The following is a 26,901-nucleotide window of genomic DNA, read 5'->3' as shown; positions in this document are numbered from 1 at the left end:
ATCTCTGTATTTCACCAATTCAACGCTTTTTAGCGGTAAAGTAATTATATTAATAAAGCAAAATATCCTTTTTCTTGAAAAGGAGTATTATAGATGTTTCTTAATTAATCCTTTTCATAATAAGGTTTTTGAGGAAGAAAAAATAAAATAATAAAAATTATCTTGCAATTTCGACATAGTTTTAATAGAATTTTAAGTAGATTAAGAGAATAGTAATTTTTCTGTTAAAAGTGTAAATTTACTCTATTTTAAAAATTGACTTGAATTTGTAATCTTTCTGTAATAAAATTTAGTTGATTCTTTTGTCAGATAATTTTGCGCGTTTGTTGCTTTAAAGCTTTAGTCTGGTAAATTAAGAGAATGCTAGAAATTTTTGGTTGATATTTCTCTAAATATATTATATTTTGAATAATGAGTGAACTTGTTTTTTAGTTCCAGTAAGGAAGGTGAACCGTTTTATGGCTACATTACTAGAAGTAAAAAATTTAAAAACATATTTCTATAAAAAGAAAACAGTAATACCTGCCGTAGATGGCGTTGATTTAAAAATAAACAAAGGTGAAACATTAGCTATTGTAGGTGAATCCGGATCTGGTAAAAGTATTACATCACTTTCAATAATGAAGCTAGTACCAAGTCCAGCTGGAAAAATCGTCGAAGGTGAAATCACTCTTGATGGTAAAAACCTTATTGACTTGTCTGAGGCTGAAATGTGTAAGGTTCGAGGAAATGATGTTTCGATGATTTTCCAAGAACCAATGACTTCTCTTAACCCAGTACTTACTGTTGGTGAACAAATTATCGAGGTACTAATGTACCACCAAAAAATGTCGAAAGCAGAAGCAATTAAAAAAGCAATTGAAATGTTGGAATTAGTTGGTTTTTCGAGGGCAGCTGAATTAATAAATGAATACCCGCATCGACTCTCTGGCGGTATGCGTCAACGGGTTATGATAGCGATTGCAATGAGTTGTAATCCGAAGCTTTTAATTGCGGATGAGCCTACAACAGCACTCGACGTTACAATCCAAGCACAAATTCTTGATTTAATGAAGGACTTAAGCCGTAAATTTGATACTTCAATTCTATTAATTACCCATGATTTAGGTGTTGTATCCGAAGTTGCGGATAAGATTGTAGTAATGTATGGTGGTCAAGTTGTTGAACAATCACCAGTAGATGATTTGTTTGATGAACCGCTTCACCCATATACGGTCGGACTCATGAATTCGATCCCTGCAATAGAAGGTGAAATTGGACGTCTTCAATCAATTGAAGGAAACGTACCTTCACCAGAAAACATGCCAAAAGGATGCAGATTTGCTCCACGCTGTTCAAAAGCATTTGATCGCTGTTTTGCTGAAGCACCTCAGCTAAAACAAATGGGGAAAGAACGAGCAGTTCGCTGTTTTCTATATGACGACGAGGGGGCAAAAGCATGACAACTAAGAATGTAGAAAAAAAGTTCGAGTCTTCAGAAACTAATAGTGATATCATCCTTGAACTCCAGGATGTAAAAAAATACTTCCCAATCAAGTCTGGACTATTGCAACGACAAGTTGGTGACGTTAAAGCGGTAGATGGAATAAGCTTGAAGGTTAAAAAAGGGGAAACTATTGGACTAGTTGGAGAATCGGGATGTGGAAAATCAACTACTGGTAGAACAATCATCCGATTATACGAACCGACAGATGGAAAAATCATTTTTAAAGGAAAAGACATATCCCATATGTCTGAAAGTGAATTAAGGAAGACTGTAAGAAGAGACATTCAAATGGTTTTCCAAGATCCTTTCGCAACACTTAATCCGAGAAAGACGTTACGTTCTATTATTAAGGAACCATTAATTACTCATAATCTTTATACGTCAAAAGAACGAGAAGAAAAGGTTAAAGAATTAATGGAAACTGTTGGATTGAATTCATCATTTATCAACAGATATCCGCATGAATTTTCTGGAGGTCAACGTCAGAGAATCGGGATTGCAAGGGCATTAGCTTTAAATCCTGAATTAATTATTGCTGACGAACCTGTATCAGCACTGGATGTATCAATACAGGCCCAAGTTATTAACCTAATGGAAGATCTTCAAGAAGATTTTGGTCTAACATACGTCTTCATCTCACATGATTTAAGTGTTGTAAGACACATAAGTGATAGAGTGGGAGTTATGTATTTAGGTAAAATGATGGAATTAGCAAATAAAGAAGATTTATATGCTGAACCACTTCATCCATATACACAAGCATTATTATCAGCAGTTCCTGTTCCAAAAAAAGCAGGAGCGATTAAGAGGGAACGAATCGTGCTAAAAGGGGAGCTTCCAAGCCCATCTAACCCACCAAGTGGCTGTGTATTCCACACAAGATGTCCAGCAGCAACTGACATTTGCCGCCAGCTGGTACCAGAATTTAAAGAAGTAAAACAAGGGCATTTTGTTGCATGCCACCTTTATGAATAAAGGTGAAAGCACAGAATAGATTAAGATTCTTTGAAGGGAGGAGATGCCACCTAAGAGGGATCATCTAAGCAGTAAAAACTAAAAATTCTAACAAAATGATAGGGGGAAACAATCGTGAAGTTAAGAAAAAGTTTGTGGCTATTTTTAGCCCTAACACTTGTAATGTCACTTTTCTTAGCAGCTTGTTCCGGTGGAGAAGGAGCTAGCAGCGAACCTGAAGACAAGCCAAAAGAAGAAACACCAAAAGAAGAACCTAAAAACACTGATCCAGTGGATGGTGGAGATTTAATTGTTGGATCTACTGGAAACCCAACAATGTTTAACCCATACTTCTCCACAGATACAGCTTCAAGTGATATTGAAGGATTGATTTATAACGGATTAGTAAAAACGAACCTAGACCTAGAAACAGAATTAGATTTAGCTGAAGATATTCAGGTTTCTGATGATAACTTAGAATATACAGTAAAATTAAAGCAAGGCGTTAAGTTCCATGACGGTCAAGATATGACTGCTGACGACGTTGTTTTCTCATACATGATGATGAAAAATCCAGATGTTGTATCTGAGCGTAAGTCAAACTTTGAAAGCATGGAAAAAGTTGAAAAGATTGACGATTATACTGTTAAATTTACTTTAAACAAAGTAGATGTAACTTTCTACCCAATTACTTTAAGCTATGCTGTATTACCCGAGCATGTTTTAGGCTCTGTTGACCCAGCAACTTTACATGAGAATGAATTCAATACAAAGAATCCAATCGGTACAGGTCCATTCAAATTTGAAGAATGGAAAGATGGAGAATATGTAAAAGTAGTAAGAAACGACGACTACTTTGAAGGTAAACCACACTTAGATTCTATTACAACTCGTATTATTACTGATGCAAACGGAATGATTGCTGCTTTACAAGCAGGTGAAGTTGATTTCTATGCTGGAGTTCCAGGAACTGAAGTCGAAACTGTAAAAGCAATCGATGGAACTAAAGTTGAAGAAGGTTTAGCATTATCTTATACATTCCTTGGATTTAACCAACAACAAGAAAGATTCCAAGACAAGCGTGTTCGTCAAGCATTTACACACGCTGTTAATAAAGATGCAATTGTAGAAAGCATTATGCAAGGTGCTGGTCAAGCTGCACAAGCTCCAGATAGCCCATTAATGTGGACTTACAATGATGAAGTTCCAGAATTTGAATATGATTTAGAAAAAGCAAAAGCATTACTTAAAGATGCAGGATGGGAAGATACAAACGGCAACGGTATTATTGATAAAGATGGCGTTGAAATGTCATTCAAAATCTCTACAAACCAAGGTAATAAAGTTCGTGAAGACATTGCAGTAGTTCTTCAAGAACAATTTAAAGAAATTGGTGTTGAAGCTACTCCAGATATCGTTGAATGGGGTGCATTCATCGAGAAAATTTCAGCTCCAAACTGGGATTATGATGCTTTAATTCTTGGTTGGTCATTATCAACATTCCCTGACCAATATGATATTTTCCATTCTTCACAATCAAAAGAAGGTTTAAACTTCGTATGGTATAAGAATGAAGAAGCTGATGCTTTAATGGAAAAAGCAAGACAAACACCAGATACAGAAGAATATAAGCAAATTCACAAAGATCTTTACAATATCCTTGTTGAAGATCAAGCATACACTTTCTTGTATTACCCAACAGAATTCCGTGCAATGCCGGAAGAATTACAAGGTTATGAGTTCCACTCTAAATCAGCATTATATGATGCACACAAATGGTGGTTACAACCAGCAGAGTAATAGTTTACTAACATCATGATTAATCAGAGGGAAGGGTATATTTTCCCTTCCCTCTTTCTATTTGAATACTGAAAACAACTAGATACAGATATCTAGATCAATCATAGACGAATTTATTAAAATGTGAAGGAGAAATAGCTATGGTATCTTATATCATCCGTCGAACATTAATGGCTATTCCCCTATTATTAGGTATTACCATCATTTCATTTGCTATTATGCAAATGGCACCTGGTGATCCAGCTGCGCTATTGATGGATCCTAATATTAGTGCAGCAGATCGTGAAGTTGTTATGGAGAAATATGGATTAAATGATCCAGTTCATGTTCAATATTTCAAATGGTTAGGAAATATGCTTCAAGGTGATTTTGGAGATTCTATTATTAATAAAGGTAGAGATGTATCTGAATTGATATGGAATCGATTACCAAATACACTCTTGTTGATGGTAGCTTCTACAATATTGGCTGTAGTCATTGCAATACCATTTGGTGTGATTTCAGCGGTGCGTCCATATTCAAAAGTAGACTATACCGTAACTGTATCATCATTTTTAGGACTAGCTATACCAAATTTCTGGTTTGGATTAATTTTAATTATGGTTTTCTCAGTACATTTACATTGGTTCCCTGCTTCGGGTACTCAAACTCTAAATGCTCCATTTAGCATTTGGGATCGTATTCATCATCTAATCTTACCAGCGTTAGTGTTAGCTACTGCAGATATGGCGAGTTTAACACGTTATACTCGTTCAAGTATGATTGAGGTTGTAAACCAAGATTATATGAGAACTGCTAGAGCGAAAGGTTTCAGAGAGAGCAAGGTTGTTATGAAACACGGTATTCGTAATGGATTGATTCCTGTTATTACAATTTTTGGATTAATGCTTCCAAGCTTTATCGGCGGTTCTGTTATCGTAGAAGCTGTATTTGGATGGCCAGGTCTTGGTAAATTATTTTTTGATTCTGCAATCCAACGTGATTATCCAATTGTAATGGCCATAACCGTTATTTCCTCTGTCTTAGTAGTAGTAGGAAACCTTATAGCTGATATTCTATACGCTGTCTTTGATCCGAGAATTGAATACTAGAAGGGGGGAAGAAGGATGGCGCAACCAAATTTAACACCAGAAAACGATATTAAGCTTCAGGGATTAAATACGAATTCTGATACGTTAACAAAAATAATGATTCGTAAGTTCTTTAAAAATAAACTTGCCGTTATAGGTGCAGTATTTTTAATATTTATCATTTTAGCAGCGATTTTTGCACCTTATTTAACACCGCATAATCCTGATAAGCAAGATTTGTTTAAGAGACTTGCAAATCCAAGTAAAGAACATTTACTTGGTACAGATACATTTGGTCGTGATATCTTAACTCGATTATTATATGGGGCAAGGATTTCTTTACTGGTAGGATTTGCTTCAGTAGCTGGAGCTATTACAATCGGTGCTTCACTTGGAGCGATTGCCGGATATTTTGGTGGAATCGTGGATTCTATAATTATGAGATTTGTAGATATCATGTATTCAATTCCACAGATATTCTTATTGATTACGCTTGTAACGATTTTTGAACCAGGCGTAGATAAGCTGATTCTCATTTTCGCATTAACCGGATGGATGGGTACGGCCAGATTGGTTCGTGGTGAATTCTTATCATTACGTAGCCGTGAATTCGTATTAGCTTCTAAAACAATCGGAACAAGAAGCTTTACCATTATTTTTAGGGAAATCCTTCCTAATGCGATGGGTCCAATCATTGTTGCAGCAACACTTTCCATTGGGGGAGTTATATTAGCAGAATCCGCACTAAGTTACCTTGGGTTAGGTATTATGCCACCTACGCCAAGTTGGGGGAATATGTTAACAGGAGCTCAAAGTATAACTATTATGCTCAAACAGTGGTGGGTACCAACGACACCTGGTTTATTGATCTTACTTACTGTACTAAGTTTTAACTTCGTAGGCGATGGTCTTCGTGACGCCCTTGATCCAAAAATAAACGAGTAAAAAAAGCCAAGATGCCATCTTGGCTTTTTCTTTTGGCTAAAAAGGGAGAATGCATATTTTTGTCATGTTTTATAATCTTGTACCATAAAGTATAGTAAGTAATTGGGACGAGCAGGTGATTTGATTTGATGATTGGCATAAGGTGTTCGGATGGGTAGAGCATTTCTATTTTTAGTTGGATTTGGACTAGCTGTTTGCGGAGGAATAAGTACAATTGCTTATTTGAATCTAACGACAACAGGATTATCCTTTATGGAATATCTACAGTTTATTAGTAAGAGATTTGAATGTTATTTACTTTTAGTGGGGATGGCAATGATTTGGATTAGCATTTACCTTCCATTTATGCCTTCAAGTAAAAATAAGACCTAAGTATTTTCTAACAATACAAGAATATTTTGGAATAAAATTTTTTCCTTCTGCCTATACTGATGACAAACAGCTTTGAAGTGAGGGGTAAAAAATGTTGTTTCTTCATGATATTTGGGTAAATTGGTTTGAAGGTGAAGAAAATGGTTACAACGTTTGCCACTTCCATGAATGGCGTAAAGATGATAGTGTTGAACTGTTAGACCAGGTACCTTTGCTAAAAATTGAGTCTCCATTGTTTAACTACATCGAGAATGATTTAATGGAATTACCACAGCAACTACTAATGGATGTTCACCAAAAAGCGTATGTTCGTAAAAATCACGAACGAATTCAGTTAGACTATTGTTTCGTTGTGACAGACGGAATAGGAATTCTTGCAGTTGACACAATAGGCTATAATATTCCTATTCGAAAAAGTCGTTTAATTCCTCGGCAGGAACAGCTCGTTTATGAGATGGTGAACGGCCACGAAGCAATTCCTTATTCTTTTGATAGTAAAAATATCATACAGGATAAGGAACATCACATTTTATCTCCTTCACCAGTTGAAATGGCAGGTCTAACTCGCAAGGAAAGGCAGCTAAAGCAGCTTTTATTTATGGCATTAGATCAGTTAGCTTCAACGAAAAATGTGGCAGAGATAAGATATTGGTATACGGAGTGGAATCCTTCGAAATACCACGAAATCCAAGAAATGCAATTTGAAGAAGTATGGGAAAACCTTTATGAAGAAACTAGAAACGGTTGGACGGGCAAACATGTTCAACTATGTGAAAACTTAATTAAAGGTCAACCATTTTTTGAAAAGCTTTGGGAAATTGAACATGAGTCTAAAGTTTAAAAAAGGAAAAGGGAATGTTTTATACATATCCCTTTTTCTATTTTATTCTTCTTCAAATCTTATTAGCTGTTTCCAACCATTATGATATGTCTTAAATATTGGTTTCATTGGGTCTTCTAAACGATTAAGTGCATCGATTACAATCCATTCAAAAACGTCACCGTAACGATTACTGTTATTTGAATCATTTTTACTGTGACGGCGATTGAATAGAAGGGTTTTATTTATCCAATGAACTGCATACTTTTTTTCTAAAAGTCTCGTAATAACTCTTATGTCCTCAGCATGACGACCACTCCAAGGATCGTCAGTTGGCCATCCACCAATATGATGTAAAGCAGATGTCCTATAAAAACGAGGCCATACAGACATATTAGCTGATAGAAAATCTTTCACATCATGAAATGGTCGACCCTTTATTACTTTTTTTCGTCTAATCCTATTTTTCTTTTCCCAGGCAATTTGTACATTTCCCCCAATAACAGCTACATCTTCCGAAACACTTTTAGCTTCTGTAACGAGTGCATGTAAAGTATCAGGAAAATAATAATCGTCTGCATCTAATTGAATGAGGAAAGGCGTCATAACATTAGAAAGTCCAGAATTGAGTGCAACTGATTGACCTTTATTTTCATTATGTTGAAGTAGGGTTACTCTTGAATCTTTCAGAAATGGTTGAATCATAGATAGACTGTCATCTGTTGAAGCATCATTAATTAATATAAGCTTCCACTCTTGGAACGTTTGTTCAAAAACACTGTTTATAGCCTGATATATATATCGTTCAGCATTAAAAAAAGGAATAACAACCGTCACGCTCATAATAATCTCACCTTTGATTTATCTTTCCTATTCCTTAGAAGCAATAAATGTTTTCAAATCCCCTTTATAATCAACAGTTTCGGAATCCTCTAAAAAGGCTTTATCTGTCATATACCAAGTATGATTTTCACTATTTTTTCTTCGTATCAGGAGATGATTTAATTTACTTGTGGAATATATTTGATAACCGTTGTTATAAACAGTGGTTAGAAAAAGTGTGTCTGCATCAACATTTGTTTTAGGAAAATTAAATTTTTCCCATATATCCTTTTTAAAAAATAAAGTAGAACCAGCTACGGTTTTTGTAATTGTATTTTCAAAACCTGGGCTGTACACTACCAATACATCACTACCTTCTAAATATGTGTAAATACTTCTTTTGCCAATCACATCTCCTTTTGAATGATAGACTGCTTCTATTGCTTCATTTAAGTAATTTGGTGCATAGTAGTCATCATCATCAAATTTTGCGATAAAATCATAGGTTGATTGTTCGATTGCAAAGTTTAAACATTCTCCTAATGTAATTGAGCTATCTAATTGAAATACTCTTACATTATGATATTCCTTTGCCCAAGTGTTCCATAAATCCATATCCATATCATTATCATTTAGAACAATAATAAGCTCTTTATCTAGATAGGCCTGGGAATCATAATTATGAAATACATTTTCAATCATATTTTCTCTATTTGTACAAACAATTACAGAAATCATGTTTACGTACATCCCCTTGTCAATAATATAAACTTCTATAGTGTATTTTGTTAGAGAGGGAATGGACAGTGTATTTACCTAATTATCACAAAAAGATGCATTTTAATCACTTTTCAATCATTTGTTCATAAAATACTTTAGAGTATTATAGACAAGAAAGGGAGAAAAGTATGAATGCTTTTTCCTATAAGGAGTATGGGAAAATAATAAGTGATATAAAAAAACATAATAAAGTAATCGATTTTAGAGAGGTTACCAAAGATACAGAGCAATTTTGCGTCATTAGGCATGATGTGGAGTTTTCTGTGGAACGTGCATTTGAAATGGCGAAAATTGAAAGTGAACTTGGAGTAAAATCAAGTTACATGTTTCAAATTCGAAATAATGCATATAATCTTTTTTCTAGTGAGAATATCAATATGGTTCGTCAAATTAAAGAAATGGGACATCACATTGGACTTCATGTTCATCTAAAAATGGTAGAAGAATTTGAAAGTATAGAATCCTATATTCTCAACGATGTACAAGTCATGGAAGCCTTTTTGAATATTCCAGTTGATCGATTTTCTTACCATAGACCACCAAAGGATATATTAAAGTTGAAGGTAAGGATAAATAATCTGATAAACACGTATGATGACATTTACTTTGATCTTAAAGAAGATGAAGATAATTTTGAAAATGTTAGAATTAAATATTTTTCGGATTCCATGCATCAATGGAAATATGGTTATCCATCAGAAGAAGAAATAAAGAAGTATAAAAAGATTCAACTACTCGTTCACCCTTATTCTTGGACAAAAAAGGGCTATCCAAATACCGAAAATTTTTACTCTCTTAAGGATGAAAAAGTGAGGATTTTTAACAGTACTATTCATTCAGAATGTAATCATTTTAAGATGTCATTTTAGGTGGTGAAGTTATTGAAACCAAAATATTTAGGTAGTAGTGAGTTAATGGATCATATTTTAGATAGTTTAGAAAAGAGAAAACCTCTAGCAGTAGTTTCTGTAGGTGCAACAGAGACTTTTGTAATGGCGCAATATAATCTACTTTCTGAAGAAGAAATGATGAATCATTTAGAGGCTGAAATAGCTAATAAAGGAGTGAAAAGAGGGCATGACCATCGGGGAATTCGATTCCCTAATGTTGACGCCCGTGATCAAGCTGTAGAAGCAATGAAAAGCATTGATATCGCTGGATATAACTTGTTATGGTATGACATGGATTCAGGGGAGCTTACGGAGAGGGTTTTTGATCATTATAATATTTGGCCCCCATATTATTTTGAATGTCACCTAAGAAGAGTGATTATGATTTCACAAAAGCAAAAATTTCAAAAAATGCTAACCAATCACAAAGTCCTTATTATTGCTGGATATGCTGATGAAGTAAAAGTAGCATTAGAAGAAAAGGGATATACCGTGACAGGAGCAATAAAGATTGAGGAAATTGAAGATATCCCTAGAGTGAAAGAAGAACTAAAAGACTACGAATTTGACTTATGTTTGATTGCTGCAGGTACTAGTGCTATTATTCTTGGTGCACATATTAAAAATGTATATGGAAAAGTTGTTTTTGATTTAGGGCAGGGTATGGAAACTCTTATTACGAATGAAATTCAAGATTCAGTTGGAGTTATAAAAAATCTTGGATTAGATAAATTACTAAGCTTATAATATATATTTAAATTGAAAAGGCGGATTACAAAGCTTTTGTAACCCGCCTTTTTTTACTGTAAAATTTATGAGGAGATATTACATATTAGGGTGTATTGTTGAATTACTTATATAGGTTCTTTAGAAAAGTGGTGATTCCAGGGTCTGGAATCAAATAGTCTTCTGGTAATGTTTTGAATATCGAATCCCAAAATGAACGTGAACTCTGAGAAACTAGGTTTTTAAAGGGAAATCTGGAGTGATTATTACTCTTATTAAAGGCACCCTTTTTCTTTTGATTTATTACATTTTCATAAATTGCTAATGTCCTTGTTACACTCAAATCAATTGGCCAACTTTTAAAAGCAAATTGTTTTGCATTTTTACCAAGTTGTTTAACAATAGCCTCATTACTAAGTACGAGTTTTAAATTTTGACTTAGCCCCTCACTATCATAGGTTGGAGAAATCATACCTGTTACTCCATGTGTAATCATTTCCGGGATGCCTCCCTCGTCTGAAACAACGATGGCCTTACCAGCTAATTGTGCTTCCATTACTGCAAATGGAAGATTTTCTAGCAGACTTGGTAATGCAAAGATATCTGCTCTTTTTAACAAAGCAGGTATATCACTCCTTTCTTCCAAAAACACAACATCATTATGAATACCGAATTCGATTGCGATACCTTTTAACTCATTTAAATATTCTCCGATTCCTGCAATCCAGCATACCCAATTGGTGATATTGTTAGCCTTCAGCATAGCAAGGGCTTCTAAAAGATATAGATGTCCTTTTTCGTACTCGACTCTTGCAGGACAAATAATAATTTTTTTATTTGTCGGTGGTACCTGACTTGAGATTGCATTTTCCATATGGCTACTAAATTTTTCAATATCAATTCCATACGGAACGACAGAAATACTATCTGATGTAACCCCGAACTCCTCTAAGACACCTTTTAGATATTTTGAAGCAACTATCGTGTGATCACTTGATGTTGGTCCAAGAAATTCTAAATGAGAAATATATCTTTTGTGAGTTGGATTTGCATGTTTTCCTAGCGGTAAAAAAAGCTCTTTAGTCAAATATGAATGAGGGGATGTAACTAAAGGAACATGCTTTGGTTTTACTCGTGAGATTGCTCGAGCTGACCTAACACATTGTGCATGGATAATGTCATATTTGTCCAATCCAAGATAAGCGGAAGCTATCTCAAATGTATATCTATGAATTTCATTCGATCTAATCCACCTATCCACTTTTGGAGTGTTTTCGTCGTAGTAATCATCTACTAGTCTAGCTATTTGAGGGCGGATTGCTTGCAGTTCAATAAAATCATTTTTCTCCATTTTATAATACCTATACATATCAGGATTCCAAGCAAGGATATCAACGGAGTGACCCAATTTTTCTAAACCATTTTTTAGCTCTCGTACATATGTCCAAACACCACCAGTAAAGGGGAGTATTGAAATATATGCTAGTAAAATTTTCATCAATTTACTCCTTCCACAAGAAAGATATATTATCTTATTTTAAATAGTAAATTTTTGTGTAAGTAATAGGTCCAGAAATCAAAAATCTCTGTATTGGGTAACACCAAAGGATGTCTCTTAACATAAAATGACAATTGATATTACTTTATTTAGGGGTGTTAATACTTGGAATCAATGGTAACCGTACTAATCCCTTTTTATAATCGGAAAAAATTTATAAGGGACGCAGTAGAAAGTGTGTTATGGCAAACCTATCGAAATTGGAAGTTGATCTTAATCGATGATGGGTCTACTGATAATGGGAGTAAAGAGGTTGAAGAATATTTAAGTGATTCTCGAATTTCATTAATAAAAAATGAGGAAAACATAGGAAAAGTAAGAAGTTTAAATAAGGCATTATTGTTAGTTGATACGCCGTTTATTCTTGAGTTGGATAGTGATGATTTGCTTTTTAAATATACAATCAAAGATTTGGTAAATGAAGCTATGAACCAACCAGAAGATGTTGCCATTATCAGCGGAAATATGGTTCGCGTAATCATCGGCCCCGACAAAGAAATCGTGTCAAAAAATAGAGTGAAAGGCCGTCAATTTAATGATAAGTATGAATATCTTTTATCAAACAGGGTTGTTTGGCCAAGGTTTTACCGTACATCTGCGTTAAAGGAGATTGGTGGGTGGCAAACGGATGACCCATTAAATGGTTTACATGGTTTGGACGATCTTCGTATATTAATAAAATTCGTAGAAAAGTATAAATTTAAATGGATTAATAGAGAATTTATCATGTTACGAATCCATGATGAAAATATTTCCGAAAACAAGGATGTTATTAATAAAATGCGAGAATGGGTTGTACGTGATACGTTAAAAAGATGGGGAGATTTATATGAACCTATTTTTATTGAAGAGGATGGATGGAAATATGTAAATAGGCTCGTTCCTAAATAATCGATTACGTATAAAAAGCGTCATTTCATATAGGAGGATAGGTAATTGTTTAAATTTAAATTTGTTATAGGCGGATTTCAAAATTTTGATTTAGGTTTATCATATGGACCAAATGTAAAAGTAGCTATGTGGGCAAAATGGTTATCATTATTGGCACCAAAAGATATAGAAATAGCTTTTGCCCCACCAAATATAAACCATCGACCCATGTTTCCAATAGATAATTTGAAGATTGTTCGACAAAATGAAAAAGGGTGGTGGAATCATTATTTATTTGATTCTAGTATTCCCAATAATGCCAAGTGGAATTGGAGTGTTGGTCCTAATCATTCATTTGATGATGATGCTAAGCTTTTAAAGGTAGCAAAAAAAAATAATATTCCAATGGTAGCTGTTTCCGATTTTCATAGAGAAAAAATAATTAAGGGTTATAACTATGACCCAGGTCTTGTATTTACTATACCGAATATGGTTGATCGAGATATATTTACAACTGGAGATCGTGCGGAAAAGACAACAGTAGGTTGGATTGGGTATGATGAGCCATATGGTTGGATAAAAGGAAAGGAAGTTATTCCTTACTTAGCTAAAAGGTTTCCGGATGTTCAATTTGAAATGATTTTTGCGAAAAAACCTTCATATAAAGTAGATTTGCCTAATATTAAGGTTTACTCGGAAATACCTCATACCCATATGTCTGAAATCATAAAAAAATGGCATATTCTTGTTTGTGGAAGTAAATATGAAAGTGGAGCTACACATATTGTCGAAGCAATGGCTTGTGGTGTTCCAGTAATTGCTGCAGATGTTGGAGCGATTCCAGAAGTTGCGAGTAGTCAATTTTTACTTTCAACTATGAAAACTGATCGAGATAACAATAATAATTGGTCAAATGAGTCATTAGAAAAGTATAGATGGGCACTTGAAAGACTACTTACGGACAAACAGCTGTATAACCGATTGGTTAAAGATGCAATCACGGAGAGTGAAAAGGCAGATCCACTAACTGTTTCAGAATTATGGTTTAAATTTATCTACTTTTGCCAGGGAAATCTTGTCCAATAGAGTAGACTCTAGTAATTTGCTGTTATTTTCAACAGCTAGGATTTAAAAAAAGTTTCACTCACAAAAGTGAAACTTTTTTATATGTCCAAAATTAATCTTCAACTAGTTTACGTTCTTGTATTAATTTTCTCATATCTTCTTCGCTATTTGATGCTTGCAAATATCGATTCGATAGTAATTTATTTGCTTTGTAATGAGGGTTATTGAAAAACTTTGCCGCAGGAGGATGCCAAATATGATATAAATCCTCCTTCATACGATGATAATCTCCACAAAGAGAATTTACAGATGAGGCAAAAGCGTCATCTTCACCACCCCATCCAATGAAACGTTCATCAAATCCTCCAACGATTTCAAAGTTTTTCTTGGAAATTACATTTAATCCTCCGACATGAGAGTAATGATCATGATAAAACTCAATTTCAGCTTTGAATGGCCAAATTGCAGTAGAGTTTAAAAGTTGATGTGTACCATCTTCCGTTAAATATTTAATTCGATTATAGGGGATAATCCAAGGTACGTTATATTTTAATAAATCAATGGCTTTATATAAAATGATTGGGTTATAAACAATATCTGCATCCGCAATCACATAAATGGAACCAGATGCTTTCCTGGCTGCATTATTTATAGCTTTTGATCTTGAAAAAAGCTGCCCAGTTGTATCATTTCCGATAACTACTTCAAATTCGGGCATAGTATTTTTATAGAATTCTAACACCCATTTAATTACCTTGTCCCTATGACCTCCATCAGAGTTATAGGGTATTAATATTGAAACATTGTTCAACGAAGGCACTCTCCTTTCGTAAAAAGTAAAGGCATATCTACTTAGTAGAAAATGCCTTAGAATTTACTGCTTTATTTCATGAACTGTTTGCTTCAGACCTTCAACTAAAGAGAAATCCGGATTCCAACTCAATATTTCCTTAGCTTTGTCATTATTTAACCGGCTAAAGCGTAATTCCCCGTTTCTAGTAGGCTGGTATATTGGATTTCCAGGTGAAGGGATGATTGAACCTAAAACAGTATAAAGGTGGTTAATGGAATAGGACCTGTTACAACTAATATTAATAACTTCGTTACAGCCTTTTTCGAGTGCAAGGAAATTTGCATTTGCAACATCCACAACAAATACAAAGTCACGGGTTTGTTCACCATCACCATATATAGTTGGTTTTTCTCCGTTACGCATTTTATTTATAAAGATAGAGATAACGCCACCTTCTGCAGTTGTTGACTGTCTTGGTCCATATACATTTGCATATCGTAAAATTGTATAGGATAGCCCAAATAGTTTAGAATAAAGTTTTACATATTGTTCAGGCGTATACTTAGATAATCCATAAAATGAACTTGGATTCGCTGGAGTGTTTTCTTTAATACTAATATCTCCCACATCTCCGTATATCGCACAGGATGAGGAGTAGATAATTTTTTTTACGTCATTCTTCACACAACACTCTAATACTGAAAGAGTTCCGAGGATATTTTTTTGTGCATCATAGATAGGATTCGTTATAGAGGTTTTAACATCTACTTGTGCTGCAAGATGAAGTACATAGTCGGGTTTTTCTAAAGTAAATACCTTATTTAGATTATTGACATCACATATATCAAGCTCATAAAACTTTACTGAGTTGGGTAGCAACGATTTATTCCCCGTACTCAAATTATCTATTACAATAACTTCTATTTTTTTGAGGTTAATAGTTCAACAATGTGTGAACCGATAAAGCCGGCACCACCAGTTACAAGTACTTTCATTACCTATCACTTCCATAGCCTAACTCATTCTGATAGTAGGCAATTGTCTTTCTTAAACCTTCATCAATCGAAATAAGTGGTGAAAAACCTAGTAATGATCTAGCTTTCTCGTTATTTGGGATTCTTTTTGGTGTATCCTCGTATTTTTCTCCATAAATTTCATCATATGGGATGTGGATGATATCAGAATTTGAATTACAGAGGAATTTAATTTTATTGGCTAGCTGGTTTATTGATATTTCTTCATCTCTTCCTATATTAAATACTTCTCCATTATAGTTAGAGTCCATGCATTTTATTGTTCCTTGAACGGTATCATCAATATAGGTAAAGCATCTTGTTTGATTTCCATCACCATAGACTGTAATTGGGCTGTTTGTTAAGGCAGCTTTAATAAATTTTGGAATGACCATTCCATAATCAGACGTAGTTGCTCCAGGACCATACGCATTAAAATATCGAACGACTGTTATAGGTAATCCTTTTTCTGCATAAGCAAAACACAAGTGCTCATCAAGAGCCTTCGCTGTAGCATAGCACCAACGGTTTTTAAGAGTTGATCCTAATACTCTGTCCGAATCCTCATTGTAAGGTAAATTATTATTTTTGCCATATACTTCAGACGTGGAAGAAAAAACAACTTTTTGTTTTCTAGCAAAAGCAAACTCTAAAACATTTCGCGTTCCATCAATATTTCCTTCTATTACTTTTAGTGGGTGTTCGACAAGGTTTTTGACTCCAAGCACGGCTGCAAGATGGAAGACAACATCGACTTGATCCATTAATTCATTTAATAAACTTCGATCCAAAACCGATCCTTGTATAAAAGTATGTTTTGGGTTATCCATTACCTGATTTAATAAACTAATCTTTCCATTTGACAAGTCATCTAATGTAATCACGTCATGTCCCTGAGCTATTAATTGTGTAACAAGGTGAGAACCAATAAATCCCGACCCTCCAGTTACTAAAATTTTCATTAATTGCCACACCCCAATCGAATAATATTTTTATAGTGACTGTAGTTTTTTGTAACATTACGAGTGTCATAGATTAAGGGTGCATGTGTAACAATGAAATCTAATGGAATAGACGTGTGATCTGTTATGATGACGAAACAGTCAGAAGAACGAAGGGCCTCTTCTGTTAATTCGATACTCGAGTATTTTTGGTCCAGAATCTCGAGTGTTGGTATAAATGGATCGTGGTATTCAACTTCTGCACCCAATTTTGCAAGTTTTTCCATAATGTATAGTGACGGGGATTCTCGGTAATCAGAAATGTCTTTTTTATAGGCCATACCATAGATAATAATCTTTTTTCCTGTTAATCCCTTTAAGTTTGAAAGTGAGTTTTGAATCCTGTATACGATATAATCCATAATCTCATCATTTATGGTGGCTGCTAGGTTTAAATATCTACTCTCAAAGCCAGCTTGCTTCGCTTTCCAATACAGATAAATGGGATCAACTGGGATACAGTGTCCACCAACGCCTGGACCAGGGTAAAAAGGGCTAAATCCATAAGGCTTTGTACTTGATGCATCAATAACCTCCCACAGATCAATATCTAAGGAATCACATAGAATGGCCATTTCGTTGATAAAGGAAATATTTATATACCTATAACTGTTCTCAAGAAGTTTGCAAAGTTCTGCGACTTCTGTTGATGTTACAGATACAACATTTAGAAATACGTGTTTATAGAGAGTTTCGATTTGTTTACGACAGTTTTCTGTGATACCACTCACAACTTTAGGAACTTCTTCAACCTTAAATTGTTTATTTCCTGGATCGATTCTTTCAGGAGAGTAACCGAGAAATAAATCTTTACCAATCTTCATTTTGCTTTTTTCTAAAATTGGTTGGAGAACTTCCCTTGTCGTACCAGGAAAAGTAGAGCTTTCAAGAACAACCAACTGGCCTGTTTTAAGTCTTGGATAAAGGTCCAGTGCGACATTTTGAACATAGCCTAAGTCAGGTGTACCATGATTCGTTAAAGGTGTTGGAACACAAATGATAATAGTATCTAGTTTAGAAATTTCATCATAATTTTGAGATGCATGAAATCTTCCCGAAGAAAGAGCTACTTCTATTTCTTCGTTTGAAATATCCTCAATATAACTTCTAGAGTTCAAGATACTATCAATCTTTCTTTTATCCAGGTCAATTCCGATAACATTAAATCCATTACGAACAAAGAGGAGTGCCAAGGGTAAACCAACGAAACCAAGACCGATTACTCCTATTTGTTGCTTTCCATTATTATATTCAGTTTCCATTATATCCTCCCCGAAAAAAATTGTACGTAATATCTTATGGAGGGAATAACAACTTGTATAGATAAAATTACTATTTATTTATAGTTTAGGTGCACCTATTCTTATTTGAAAATAGAATGCAAGCAGCTTGACAGAGAAAATATGTATGTTTTCATTAGTTTCTCCATTTAGTGGGGCAAACTTGTTCGAAAACCATACATATATGGTAAAGGGTTTTAAGGAGGAAAATATGAAGGAACAAGAATTTCCTATACCAGATGGAACCTATCTATCATTGAAAGATTGGTATAAAACAAATTATGAATTCGACATGCCACTGAAGGTAATAGAAGTTAAGGTACCTTTACCAAACGTGTTGGTATTTGAGCCAAATCCGAGAAAAAAGCCAATGTGGTCAGATGAATTATATATTGGTGAAATTCCAAATGGTCGGGTTTATGGTGAGCAAGGGATTGTTATTTCTCAAGATAATAAGTTGTTATGGGACGTATCCTTTGAGTGGTTTAAGGAGCCTAATGAGCATTCAGTTTTTAAGTTAGATTTTTTACCAGAGCCATCTTATTTGGATGAGACCGTTGCAGCATTAACTCATATAGATAGCAATAATTATTATCACTGGATGTTCGAAGTTTTACCGAGAATTCAGGCGTTAAAAGCGATGGATATTAAAATCGATCGATATATCTTTAATCATTCATTTCTACCTTACCAGCTTGAGACTCTATCCAAATTAGGGATTAACTTTGAAGATATCATACATGCAAAAGAAGGTGCTCATATTCAAGCAAAAAAATTGGTAGTCGTTTCAATCCCTGAATTTGCTAGTGATTGGGCATGCGAATTTCTACGAGATAATCTTCTCCCTAAAAACAATTGGGCTCCTAAAAAAGAGTATGAAAGAATCTATATTAGTAGAAAAGGAAGTAGAAGTATCGTCAATGAAGATGAAATCCTAGAGGCTTTAAAGGATTATAAATTTAAGACAATTCGATTAGAGGAATTTCGAGTTTCAAAACAAATTGAAATTTTTCATTCTGCTAGTGTGATAATTAGTCCACATGGTGCTGGACTTACAAACTTGGCGTTTTGTAGACCTGGAACTAAAGTGTTAGAGATTTATCCGGAATCCTATATTAATCCAATTTATTGGCTTATTTGTCAATTCGTAAATGCAGAGCATCATTACTATATTGGAAAAGGAGTTAAACCAGAGGGGAATTATTATAAAAAATTTAATAATAAGGACAATATATCTATTAACACAAGTGAGCTAGTACAAGAGGTAGAAAATTTATTGGACTCATAAGCAGGTGAGAACATTCATTTTAATAAGATTAGGGGCTGTCAAAAAAGTCACTTTTTCAATGACTTTTCGAACAGCCCGATACATTTATTTTCTTTTTCGTCCAAGGCCCATTGCGTTTTCCATTTTTTTAACGGTTTTACTCGCGATTTTATTGGCTCTTTCAGCACCTTCATCAAGGATTTCATCCAATTTTGATGAATTGATGAAGTCATAGTATCGTTCTTGAATGGGGCGAATTTCATTTAATACAACCTTTGCAAGGTCCGCTTTAAATTCTCCATACCCTTTTCCTTCATATAATTCTTCGATTTCTTTAATGGTTTTGTGGCTGAAATTTGAATAGATGGTGAGTAGGTTTGAAATACCCGGTTTGTTTTCTTTATCAAATTTTACAATACCCTCAGAATCAGTTACAGCGCTTTTAATTTTTTTCTCAATTTGTTTCGGTTCATCCAGTAAAGAAATAAAGGCTTTTGGGTTTGGATCAGATTTACTCATTTTTTTTGTTGGATCCTGTAGAGACATAATTCTTGCGCCTTCTTTAGGAATTCTAGCATCTGGAATCGTGAAGATTTCGCGATATTTTTTGTTAAATCTATCTGCAAGGTCACGCGTTAATTCAATATGTTGCTTTTGGTCTTCGCCTACGGGAACAAGGTCTGCATTATAAAGAAGTATGTCTCCAGCCATGAGTGGTGGATATGTTAATAATCCCGCCACAACTGCTTCTTTGCCTTGAGATTTATCTTTAAATTGTGTCATTCTTTCAAGTTCCCCGATATATGAGACACATTGTAGCATCCAGCCTGCTTGAGCGTGTGCAGGAACCTCTGACTGAATGAACAGAGTTGCTTTTTCTGGGTCAAGCCCAATTGCAAGATAGAGTGCTGCTAAGCTTTTGATATTTTCGCGTAATTTTTTCGCCTCTTGTGGGACAGTAATTGCGTGTTGGTCCACAATACAATAGAAGCAATTATATTCATTTTGCAATTCAACAAATTGTTTCATCGCCCCGATATAATTACCTAATGTTACTGATCCACTTGGTTGAATTCCTGAAAAAATGGTTTGCATGTTGGTTCTCTCCTTTAAGATACTGGTATTTATATGATTTTGTCGTATAAGACAAAATAAAAAACCATTCATCTCTAACAAATTAATGTTAGGGACGAATGGTTACCGCGTTGCCACCCTAGTTATTTTACTTAACATCCTTTAAAAGTAAAATCTCTCGTTTCCTTGTAACGTAAGGAAAACGTCTTAGCTTACTCTATTATTCAGCTAAGATGCTCAAAAGTCCATTCCATATGCTCCATTATCTGTTCACACCAGCCACAGACTCTCTGTAAGAGAAGATTCTCTATAAATGGTCCACATATGTACTACTCTTCTTCATAGCACATGATTTCATTTAATTATTTTTTATTATAATCCATTCATTTTGAAATGCAAGTAAGAACGTAAAAATAATTGAGAATCATAAAATCGCATTACGCATAAGAAATTACGTTTTGAAACAACATAAGTAGCGTATATCTTTAGGAAACAATTTAGAAATACATACTTGGGAGGTCATCTATTTGAAAAAAACTTCGTGGCTATTAAGCATACTTTTTGCAAGTGCTCTCGTCCTTTCAGCCTGCGGTACATTTGATAAAGGGAACGAGGAAGGAGGGGGGGCAAAAGGTGATGGAGCAAAGCAAGAATTAAGAATTAATATAAGTTCTGAACCCCCTACCTTACACCCAGGTTTGGCAACTGACTCCACTTCAGGAGTAGTACTCACCCATGCTTTTGAAGGTTTAACTCGTATTAATAAAAATGGTGAACCAGCAGAAGCTATGGCGGAAAAGATAGATGTTTCTGAAGATGGTAAAACGTATACGTTCACAATCCGCGATGCAAAATGGTCTAATGGCGATCCTGTTACTGCTCACGACTTTGAATATGCATGGAAATGGGTATTAGTTCCTGCCAATCAATCGGACTATGCATCACAAATATACAATTACGTGGAAGGGGCAAAAGAGGCATACAACACTCCTAATATCTCGATTGAGAAGATGGAGAATGTCGGCATTAAGGCGGTTGATGATAAAACACTTGAGGTTAGATTAGTTAACCCGACAGCTTACTTCTTAGAATTAACAGCCTTTTACACGTATTTTCCTGTCAATAGTAAGATAGCAAAGGATAATCCAGATTGGGCAAATCGGGTTGATGAATCATATGTTTCAAATGGTCCGTTTGTCATCTCAGATAAGTCTGCAAGTATTACACTTACTAAAAACAAAGATTATTGGGATGCAGATTCAGTTAAGCTTGAAAAAATTACGATGGATATGATTAATGATCCAAATACAGAATATCAAAGCTTCAAAAAGGGTGAATTAGATTGGGCTGGTGCACCAACATCAGCTTTACCGACAGACGTTATTCCAACACTTGAAAAAGAAGGAACCTTACAAGAGAGCCCGATTGCGGGTACATATTGGTTTAAGTTCAATATTAATAAAGAACCATTCCAAAATGAAAACCTTCGAAAAGCTTTATCTTATGCAATTAATAGAAAAGCAATCGTTGAAAACGTTACTCAAGGTGGACAAATTCCAGCAATGGCTCTCGTTCCATCGGCAATTCTTAAGGAAAACGAAAAGGGCTATTTCAAAGATAATGATGTAGATGCTGCAAAGGAACATTTACAAAAAGCATTAGATGAACTGGGACTATCAGATGTTTCTGAACTTCCTGATATTGCTTTATCCTATAATACATCAGAAGGCCATCAAAAGGTTGCACAAGCAATCCAAGACATGTGGAGAACAAATTTAGGAATCAATGTAACATTAAATAACGCTGAGTGGAACGTATATCTTGATAATATTGACCAAGGTAACTTCCAAATAGGACGAGCAGGATGGTTGGCAGATTTTAATGATCCTGTAAACTTCCTTGAAATCTTTACAGTACCACAAGGGAATAATGATACAGGATGGACAAGTGAGACCTTTAATAATCTTCTTGCACAAGCTGCTAAAGAAACCGATAAGGAAAAGCGTCTTGGACTACTGAAAGAAGCAGAGCAAGTTGTAATTGGAGAAATGCCAATTGCACCAATCTATTTTTACACAAACAACTGGGTTCAAAATGACAAGTTAAAAGGAGTCGTTATTTCACCATTAGGGGATGTTCAATATAAGTGGGCTTATTTTGAGTAATGGCAAAATAGGCAATCACAAATATAAGGAATAAACATAGTAAGGTATATAGTTGGCCTATATACCTTACTTATTGAAAAGTGATTGCAATAGGAGGTGTACGAAGTGGCTAAATATATAATTAAGAGATTACTCTATATGATCGTTTCACTCATCTTGATTGTAACCGCCACATTTTTCTTAATGCAAGCGGCTCCGGGAGGTCCATTTACAAAAGAAAAGGATGTCCCTCCAGAAATTGAAGCAGCTCTAAATGCCCATTATGGTTTGGATCAACCTTTGTACAAACAGTATTTTGGTTATCTATTTGATGTGGCAAGATGGGATTTTGGTCCATCATTTAAATATAAAGCTATGACTGTTAATGAAATCATAAATAACGGATTTCCAATTTCTCTTTTTTTAGGGATTGAGTCTATTCTCATAGCAATTGCAATTGGCGTTGTTTTAGGAGTGATTGCAGCCCTTTATCATAATAAGTGGCAGGATTATTCTGCAATGATAGTAGCGGTTTTGGGTATTTCTGTGCCGAGTTTTATTTTAGCTACGGTTTTACAGTATATTTTCGCCATTAAGCTAGATCTTTTTCCTGTTGCTAGATGGGAATCATTTATGCATACTATATTACCTGCAATTGCATTAGCATCTTCACCAATGGCATTTATTGCGCGCTTAACTCGTTCCAGCATGCTTGAGGTATTAAGTAATGATTACATAAAAACGGCTCGTGCGAAAGGGTTAGCTAAAGGTGCAATTACGATTAAGCATACAATTCGTAATGCGATGTTACCTGTTGTTTCCTATATGGGTCCTCTAACGGCAGGAATCTTAACTGGTAGTTTTGTGATTGAGAAGATCTTTGGAATACCTGGATTAGGGGACGAATTTGTAACGAGTATCACAAACCGTGATTACACGGTCATTATGGGGGTTACTGTTTTTTATAGTATCTTACTGTTGATTTCTGTTCTCCTTGTCGATATTTTGTACGGATTCATTGATCCTCGCATCAAGCTTTCTGGTGCGAAGAAAGGAGAGTAACTTATGCAGAATATTCCAAAGGAATTGTTTACACCTGCTATAACAAATGAGAATGAAGCTGAAAAAATTTCAAAACCAAGTTTATCATTTTGGAAGGATGTCACTTCTAGATTTAAGAAAAATAAACTTGCATTAGCTGGTATTGTTCTATTAATTCTTTTATTAATTATGGCTATTATTGGCCCAATGATGAATGAATTTGATTATCGAACAACAGACCTTGCCCACGCCAATGAGGCACCTTCTAGTGTACATTGGTTTGGAACTGATGAGCTAGGAAGAGATGTTTTTACAAGGACATGGCAGGGAGCGCGGATTTCTTTATTTATTGGACTTGCAGCAGCGCTTATAGATCTTGTTATCGGCGTTTTATGGGGTGGAATATCAGGTTATATGGGTGGTAAAGTTGACGAATTCATGATGAGAGTAGCGGACATTTTATACGGTGTTCCTTATTTGCTATTAGTAATTTTACTTATGGTTATACTTGAACAAGGATTAGGTACGATGATTATTGCCATGACAATTACAGGCTGGATTAACATGGCTCGGATTGTTAGAGGACAAGTTCTTCAGTTAAAGTATCAGGAATATGTCCTTGCAGCACAAACATTAGGGGCAGATATTAAGCGAATCATGTTTAAACATTTGATTCCAAATTCAATGGGCCCTATTTTGGTTACAATGACACTAACAATCCCAAATGCTATCTTTACTGAATCCTTTTTGAGCTATCTCGGACTTGGTGTACAAGTTCCACTTGCCAGTTGGGGAACGATGGCCTCTGAAGGCCTACCTGCTTTTGAATATTATCCATGGCGTTTGTTTTTCCCAGCGACTTTGATCTGTATCACAATCTTTGCATTTAACGTAATTGGCGATGGAATGCGAGACGCATTAGACCCTAGGCTGCGCAAGTAAGGGAGTGAGTAAATGGAAAAGTTATTGGAAGTAAAAGACCTTGAAGTTTCGTTTCAAACTTATGCCGGTGAAGTAAAAGCGGTACGCGGTGTGAATTTTGACTTATATAAGGGTGAAACGCTTGCGATTGTTGGGGAATCAGGGTCAGGGAAGAGTGTAACTTCTCAGACCATTATGAAGTTGATTCCGATGCCACCTGGAAAAATTACGAATGGACAAATCCTGTTTGATGGTGAAGATCTTGTTTCGAAAACAGATAAGGAAATGGAAAAAATTCGTGGAAAAGATATTGGAATGATCTTTCAGGATCCAATGACCTCCCTTAACCCAACAATGAAGGTTGGCATGCAGATTATGGAGGTTTTAACAAAGCATCAAAATATGTCAAAAGGAAATGCTAAGGATCGCGCAATCGAGCTTCTTCGACTAGTTGGAATACCTAGCCCTGAGAAAAGGGTAAATCAATATCCCCATGAATTTAGTGGGGGAATGAGGCAGCGTGCAATGATTGCGATTGCATTAGCTTCAAGTCCAAAATTATTAATTGCTGACGAACCAACCACTGCTTTGGATGTGACAATCCAAGCTCAAATCTTGGAATTAATGAAGGATCTCCAAAAAAAATTAGAAACATCTATTATTTTTATCACTCATGATTTAGGTGTTGTAGCTAATGTCGCGGACAGAGTTGCAGTTATGTATGCAGGGAAAATCGTAGAAACAGGTACTGTAGATGAGATATTTTATAATCCTAAACATCCGTATACTTGGGGTTTATTGTCGTCAATGCCGAGCTTAGACAATGATAATAAAACGGAGTTAATGGCAATACCAGGTTCACCACCTGACCTTACAAATCCACCAAAAGGGGACGCTTTTGCTCCAAGAAACCGTTATGCGATGAAAATTGATTATGAGATTGAACCACCAATGTTTAAGGTTTCTGACACGCACTACGCTGCTACCTGGCTTCTTCATCCTGATGCGCCTAAAGTGGAGCCGCCAGAAGCGGTCAAGCGTCGAATGAAAAACTTCTCATCCGATTCACAGGGAAAGGATGATGAATGAAATGGCTGAAAAACAGAAATTAGTTGAAATCAAAAATTTGAAGCAATATTTTAATGTTGGTAAACCAAACATGGTAAAAGCTGTTGATGGGATAACATTTGATATATACAAAGGTGAAACGCTTGGTTTAGTTGGGGAGTCTGGGTGTGGCAAATCAACGACTGGGAGAACAATCATCCGATTGTATAATGCTACAGGTGGAGAAGTTCTTTTTAACGGGGAGAATGTTCATGGAAAAAAATCAAAAAGTGAATTAAAAAAATTCAACCGTAAGATGCAAATGATTTTCCAAGATCCATATGCATCTCTAAATCCAAGAATGACAGTTGCAGATATCATCGCTGAAGGAATTGATATCCATGGACTTGCCAAAAATAAATCCGAACGAATGGAACAAGTTTATTCCCTGCTTGAAACCGTTGGGTTAAATCGCGAGCATGCAAATCGATATCCTCATGAATTCTCTGGTGGACAACGTCAACGTATTGGAATTGCTCGTGCACTTGCCGTAAAACCAGATTTCATTATTGCTGATGAACCAATTTCAGCTTTAGATGTTTCTATTCAAGCTCAAGTCGTTAACCTCTTGAGGAAGCTACAAATAGAAAAAGGGCTGACATATTTATTTATTGCACATGATTTGTCGATGGTAAAATATATTAGTGACCGAATTGGAGTTATGTATTTCGGGAAAATTGTTGAATTAGCCGATGCCAATGACTTGTATAAAAATCCGATTCATCCATATACAAAGTCATTGTTATCTGCAATTCCTATGCCAGACCCGGACTATGAACGAAATAGAAAAAGACTTATTTATGACCCGAAAGAACATGGTTATTCAGATAATGAAGAAGTAAAACTTCGTGAAATCACCCCGGGACATCTCGTTGCTTGTTCAGAAAAGGAATACAAAGAATATAAAGAAAAATATAGTTAAATGGCCTTCATAATGAAGGCTATTTTTTTGTGTGGATTTACCACTAATAACGAATAGTTTTATAACTAGACTATAAATAAACAGGCAAATACCTCATACAATTGAATATATCCGAATTTTTTGAGGGTTTTGTCTAAATTTGTATTATTTCCTGGAAAATTCATTTACAATGACATTAGT

25 protein-coding genes and 1 other annotated feature are annotated in these 26,901 nt (G+C 35.1%); of the genes, 17 read left to right on the top strand and 8 right to left on the bottom strand.

Features of this window, described 5'->3' with window-relative positions; all coding sequences use genetic code 11:
- Positions 1-458: 458 nt before the first annotated feature.
- From BTHG_RS06480 to BTHG_RS06450, 7 genes are all read left to right on the top strand, one after another.
- Complete coding sequence (locus BTHG_RS06480; RefSeq protein ID WP_010283370.1) at positions 459-1,442, top strand: ABC transporter ATP-binding protein; 984 nt, start codon at positions 459-461, stop codon at positions 1,440-1,442.
- A complete protein-coding gene (locus tag BTHG_RS06475; protein ID WP_010283369.1) occupies positions 1,439-2,461 on the top strand; it encodes an ABC transporter ATP-binding protein in 1,023 nt (340 codons plus the stop codon). Before BTHG_RS06480 ends, BTHG_RS06475 begins: the two co-directional genes overlap by 4 nt.
- Positions 2,462-2,575: 114 nt before the next feature.
- The gene (locus BTHG_RS06470; protein WP_010283368.1) at positions 2,576-4,240 is read left to right on the top strand and encodes a peptide-binding protein; all 1,665 of its coding nucleotides are present in this window, start codon (positions 2,576-2,578) and stop codon (positions 4,238-4,240) included.
- Between the two features lie 140 nt (positions 4,241-4,380).
- Entirely contained in the window at positions 4,381-5,331 is a 951-nt protein-coding gene (locus BTHG_RS06465) for an ABC transporter permease (RefSeq protein ID WP_010283367.1), read from the top strand.
- A 15-nt stretch (positions 5,332-5,346) separates the two neighbouring features.
- Positions 5,347-6,255 carry an oligopeptide ABC transporter permease gene (gene opp4C / locus BTHG_RS06460; protein ID WP_010283366.1) on the top strand — a complete coding sequence of 303 codons (909 nt, stop codon included), beginning with the start codon at positions 5,347-5,349 and terminating at the stop codon, positions 6,253-6,255.
- 150 nt (positions 6,256-6,405) lie between these two features.
- Positions 6,406-6,627 carry a hypothetical protein gene (locus BTHG_RS06455; protein ID WP_010283365.1) on the top strand — a complete coding sequence of 74 codons (222 nt, stop codon included), beginning with the start codon at positions 6,406-6,408 and terminating at the stop codon, positions 6,625-6,627.
- Between the two features lie 91 nt (positions 6,628-6,718).
- Complete coding sequence (locus BTHG_RS06450; RefSeq protein WP_010283364.1) at positions 6,719-7,468, top strand: YjbA family protein; 750 nt, start codon at positions 6,719-6,721, stop codon at positions 7,466-7,468.
- 42 nt (positions 7,469-7,510) lie between these two features.
- Here BTHG_RS06450 and BTHG_RS24385 read toward each other — a convergent pair whose 3' ends face one another.
- The gene (locus BTHG_RS24385; RefSeq protein ID WP_010283363.1) at positions 7,511-8,290 is read right to left on the bottom strand and encodes a glycosyltransferase family 2 protein; all 780 of its coding nucleotides are present in this window, start codon (positions 8,288-8,290) and stop codon (positions 7,511-7,513) included.
- 27 nt (positions 8,291-8,317) lie between these two features.
- Entirely contained in the window at positions 8,318-9,007 is a 690-nt protein-coding gene (locus BTHG_RS24380) for a glycosyltransferase family 2 protein (protein WP_010283362.1), read from the bottom strand.
- Positions 9,008-9,177: 170 nt separating this feature from the next.
- Between BTHG_RS24380 and BTHG_RS24375 the strand changes: the two genes are divergently transcribed.
- Both BTHG_RS24375 and BTHG_RS06430 read left to right on the top strand, forming a co-directional pair.
- A complete protein-coding gene (locus BTHG_RS24375; RefSeq protein ID WP_010283361.1) occupies positions 9,178-9,918 on the top strand; it encodes a polysaccharide deacetylase family protein in 741 nt (246 codons plus the stop codon).
- Positions 9,919-9,930: 12 nt separating this feature from the next.
- Entirely contained in the window at positions 9,931-10,686 is a 756-nt protein-coding gene (locus tag BTHG_RS06430; RefSeq protein WP_010283360.1) for a GT-D fold domain-containing glycosyltransferase, read from the top strand.
- Between the two features lie 103 nt (positions 10,687-10,789).
- Here BTHG_RS06430 and BTHG_RS24370 read toward each other — a convergent pair whose 3' ends face one another.
- Positions 10,790-12,163 carry a glycosyltransferase family 4 protein gene (locus tag BTHG_RS24370; RefSeq protein WP_010283359.1) on the bottom strand — a complete coding sequence of 458 codons (1,374 nt, stop codon included), beginning with the start codon at positions 12,161-12,163 and terminating at the stop codon, positions 10,790-10,792.
- A 174-nt stretch (positions 12,164-12,337) separates the two neighbouring features.
- On the opposite strand from BTHG_RS24370, the gene BTHG_RS24365 reads away from it, so the two are divergent.
- A complete protein-coding gene (locus BTHG_RS24365) occupies positions 12,338-13,114 on the top strand; it encodes a glycosyltransferase family 2 protein (protein WP_042341586.1) in 777 nt (258 codons plus the stop codon).
- A gap of 45 nt (positions 13,115-13,159) precedes the next feature.
- Positions 13,160-14,179, top strand: a complete 1,020-nt coding sequence (locus BTHG_RS06415; protein ID WP_010283357.1) for a glycosyltransferase family 4 protein — start codon at positions 13,160-13,162, stop codon at positions 14,177-14,179.
- Between the two features lie 91 nt (positions 14,180-14,270).
- Here the strand turns inward: BTHG_RS06415 and BTHG_RS06410 are convergent, their stop codons facing one another.
- The 4 genes from BTHG_RS06410 to BTHG_RS06395 are packed head-to-tail and all read right to left on the bottom strand — an operon-like array spanning position 14,271 to position 18,227.
- Positions 14,271-14,978 carry a galactosyltransferase-related protein gene (locus BTHG_RS06410; RefSeq protein ID WP_408605269.1) on the bottom strand — a complete coding sequence of 236 codons (708 nt, stop codon included), beginning with the start codon at positions 14,976-14,978 and terminating at the stop codon, positions 14,271-14,273.
- A 54-nt stretch (positions 14,979-15,032) separates the two neighbouring features.
- Entirely contained in the window at positions 15,033-15,890 is an 858-nt protein-coding gene (locus BTHG_RS06405; RefSeq protein ID WP_232284440.1) for an NAD-dependent epimerase/dehydratase family protein, read from the bottom strand.
- Between the two features lie 55 nt (positions 15,891-15,945).
- Complete coding sequence (locus BTHG_RS06400) at positions 15,946-16,926, bottom strand: NAD-dependent epimerase/dehydratase family protein (RefSeq protein WP_010283353.1); 981 nt, start codon at positions 16,924-16,926, stop codon at positions 15,946-15,948.
- Positions 16,926-18,227, bottom strand: a complete 1,302-nt coding sequence (locus BTHG_RS06395; protein ID WP_010283352.1) for a nucleotide sugar dehydrogenase — start codon at positions 18,225-18,227, stop codon at positions 16,926-16,928. Before BTHG_RS06395 ends, BTHG_RS06400 begins: the two co-directional genes overlap by 1 nt.
- 229 nt (positions 18,228-18,456) lie before the next feature.
- Here BTHG_RS06395 and BTHG_RS24360 point away from each other — a divergent pair, with 229 nt between their 5' ends.
- Positions 18,457-19,533, top strand: coding sequence for a glycosyltransferase family 61 protein (locus tag BTHG_RS24360; RefSeq protein WP_157256135.1), 1,077 nt, complete (start codon positions 18,457-18,459; stop codon positions 19,531-19,533).
- An 84-nt stretch (positions 19,534-19,617) separates the two neighbouring features.
- Here BTHG_RS24360 and trpS read toward each other — a convergent pair whose 3' ends face one another.
- The gene (gene trpS / locus BTHG_RS06385) at positions 19,618-20,607 is read right to left on the bottom strand and encodes a tryptophan--tRNA ligase (RefSeq protein WP_010283350.1); all 990 of its coding nucleotides are present in this window, start codon (positions 20,605-20,607) and stop codon (positions 19,618-19,620) included.
- Between the two features lie 87 nt (positions 20,608-20,694).
- Positions 20,695-20,938, bottom strand: a binding site (T-box leader).
- 175 nt (positions 20,939-21,113) lie between these two features.
- Here trpS and BTHG_RS06380 point away from each other — a divergent pair.
- The 5 genes from BTHG_RS06380 to BTHG_RS06360 all read left to right on the top strand — a co-directional run bounded on the left by BTHG_RS06380 (position 21,114) and on the right by BTHG_RS06360 (position 26,721).
- Positions 21,114-22,751, top strand: coding sequence for a peptide ABC transporter substrate-binding protein (locus BTHG_RS06380; RefSeq protein ID WP_010283349.1), 1,638 nt, complete (start codon positions 21,114-21,116; stop codon positions 22,749-22,751).
- Positions 22,752-22,856: 105 nt separating this feature from the next.
- Positions 22,857-23,792, top strand: a complete 936-nt coding sequence (locus BTHG_RS06375; protein WP_010283348.1) for an ABC transporter permease — start codon at positions 22,857-22,859, stop codon at positions 23,790-23,792.
- A gap of 3 nt (positions 23,793-23,795) precedes the next feature.
- A complete protein-coding gene (locus BTHG_RS06370; protein WP_010283347.1) occupies positions 23,796-24,713 on the top strand; it encodes an ABC transporter permease in 918 nt (305 codons plus the stop codon).
- 12 nt (positions 24,714-24,725) lie between these two features.
- Positions 24,726-25,781 (top strand): ABC transporter ATP-binding protein, encoded by a 1,056-nt coding sequence (locus BTHG_RS06365; RefSeq protein WP_010283346.1) that lies wholly within the window; start codon positions 24,726-24,728, stop codon positions 25,779-25,781.
- 1 nt (position 25,782) lies between these two features.
- Positions 25,783-26,721, top strand: a complete 939-nt coding sequence (locus tag BTHG_RS06360) for an ABC transporter ATP-binding protein (RefSeq protein ID WP_010283345.1) — start codon at positions 25,783-25,785, stop codon at positions 26,719-26,721.
- The last annotated feature ends 180 nt before the right edge of the window (positions 26,722-26,901 follow it).

Source organism: Bacillus timonensis (assembly GCF_000285535.1).
GTDB classification, from domain to species: Bacteria; Bacillota; Bacilli; order Bacillales; family Bacillaceae_L; genus Ferdinandcohnia; species Ferdinandcohnia timonensis.
The sequence above is the reverse complement of the archived record's forward strand: the minus strand, read 5'-3'. Positions and strand labels throughout refer to the sequence as shown.

Coding starts and splice junctions, on each gene's coding strand:
- BTHG_RS06480 (WP_010283370.1), top strand. CDS start 459: ATGGCTACATTACTAGAAGTAAAAAATTTAAAAACATATTTCTATAAA.
- BTHG_RS06475 (WP_010283369.1), top strand. CDS start 1,439: ATGACAACTAAGAATGTAGAAAAAAAGTTCGAGTCTTCAGAAACTAAT.
- BTHG_RS06465 (WP_010283367.1), top strand. CDS start 4,381: ATGGTATCTTATATCATCCGTCGAACATTAATGGCTATTCCCCTATTA.
- opp4C (WP_010283366.1), top strand. CDS start 5,347: ATGGCGCAACCAAATTTAACACCAGAAAACGATATTAAGCTTCAGGGA.
- BTHG_RS06455 (WP_010283365.1), top strand. CDS start 6,406: ATGGGTAGAGCATTTCTATTTTTAGTTGGATTTGGACTAGCTGTTTGC.
- BTHG_RS06450 (WP_010283364.1), top strand. CDS start 6,719: ATGTTGTTTCTTCATGATATTTGGGTAAATTGGTTTGAAGGTGAAGAA.
- BTHG_RS24385 (WP_010283363.1), bottom strand. CDS start 8,290: ATGAGCGTGACGGTTGTTATTCCTTTTTTTAATGCTGAACGATATATA.
- BTHG_RS24380 (WP_010283362.1), bottom strand. CDS start 9,007: ATGATTTCTGTAATTGTTTGTACAAATAGAGAAAATATGATTGAAAAT.
- BTHG_RS24375 (WP_010283361.1), top strand. CDS start 9,178: ATGAATGCTTTTTCCTATAAGGAGTATGGGAAAATAATAAGTGATATA.
- BTHG_RS24370 (WP_010283359.1), bottom strand. CDS start 12,163: ATGAAAATTTTACTAGCATATATTTCAATACTCCCCTTTACTGGTGGT.
- BTHG_RS24365 (WP_042341586.1), top strand. CDS start 12,338: ATGGTAACCGTACTAATCCCTTTTTATAATCGGAAAAAATTTATAAGG.
- BTHG_RS06400 (WP_010283353.1), bottom strand. CDS start 16,926: ATGAAAATTTTAGTAACTGGAGGGTCGGGATTTATTGGTTCTCACCTT.
- BTHG_RS06395 (WP_010283352.1), bottom strand. CDS start 18,227: ATGGAAACTGAATATAATAATGGAAAGCAACAAATAGGAGTAATCGGT.
- BTHG_RS24360 (WP_157256135.1), top strand. CDS start 18,457: ATGAAGGAACAAGAATTTCCTATACCAGATGGAACCTATCTATCATTG.
- trpS (WP_010283350.1), bottom strand. CDS start 20,607: ATGCAAACCATTTTTTCAGGAATTCAACCAAGTGGATCAGTAACATTA.
- BTHG_RS06370 (WP_010283347.1), top strand. CDS start 23,796: ATGCAGAATATTCCAAAGGAATTGTTTACACCTGCTATAACAAATGAG.
- BTHG_RS06365 (WP_010283346.1), top strand. CDS start 24,726: ATGGAAAAGTTATTGGAAGTAAAAGACCTTGAAGTTTCGTTTCAAACT.
- BTHG_RS06360 (WP_010283345.1), top strand. CDS start 25,783: ATGGCTGAAAAACAGAAATTAGTTGAAATCAAAAATTTGAAGCAATAT.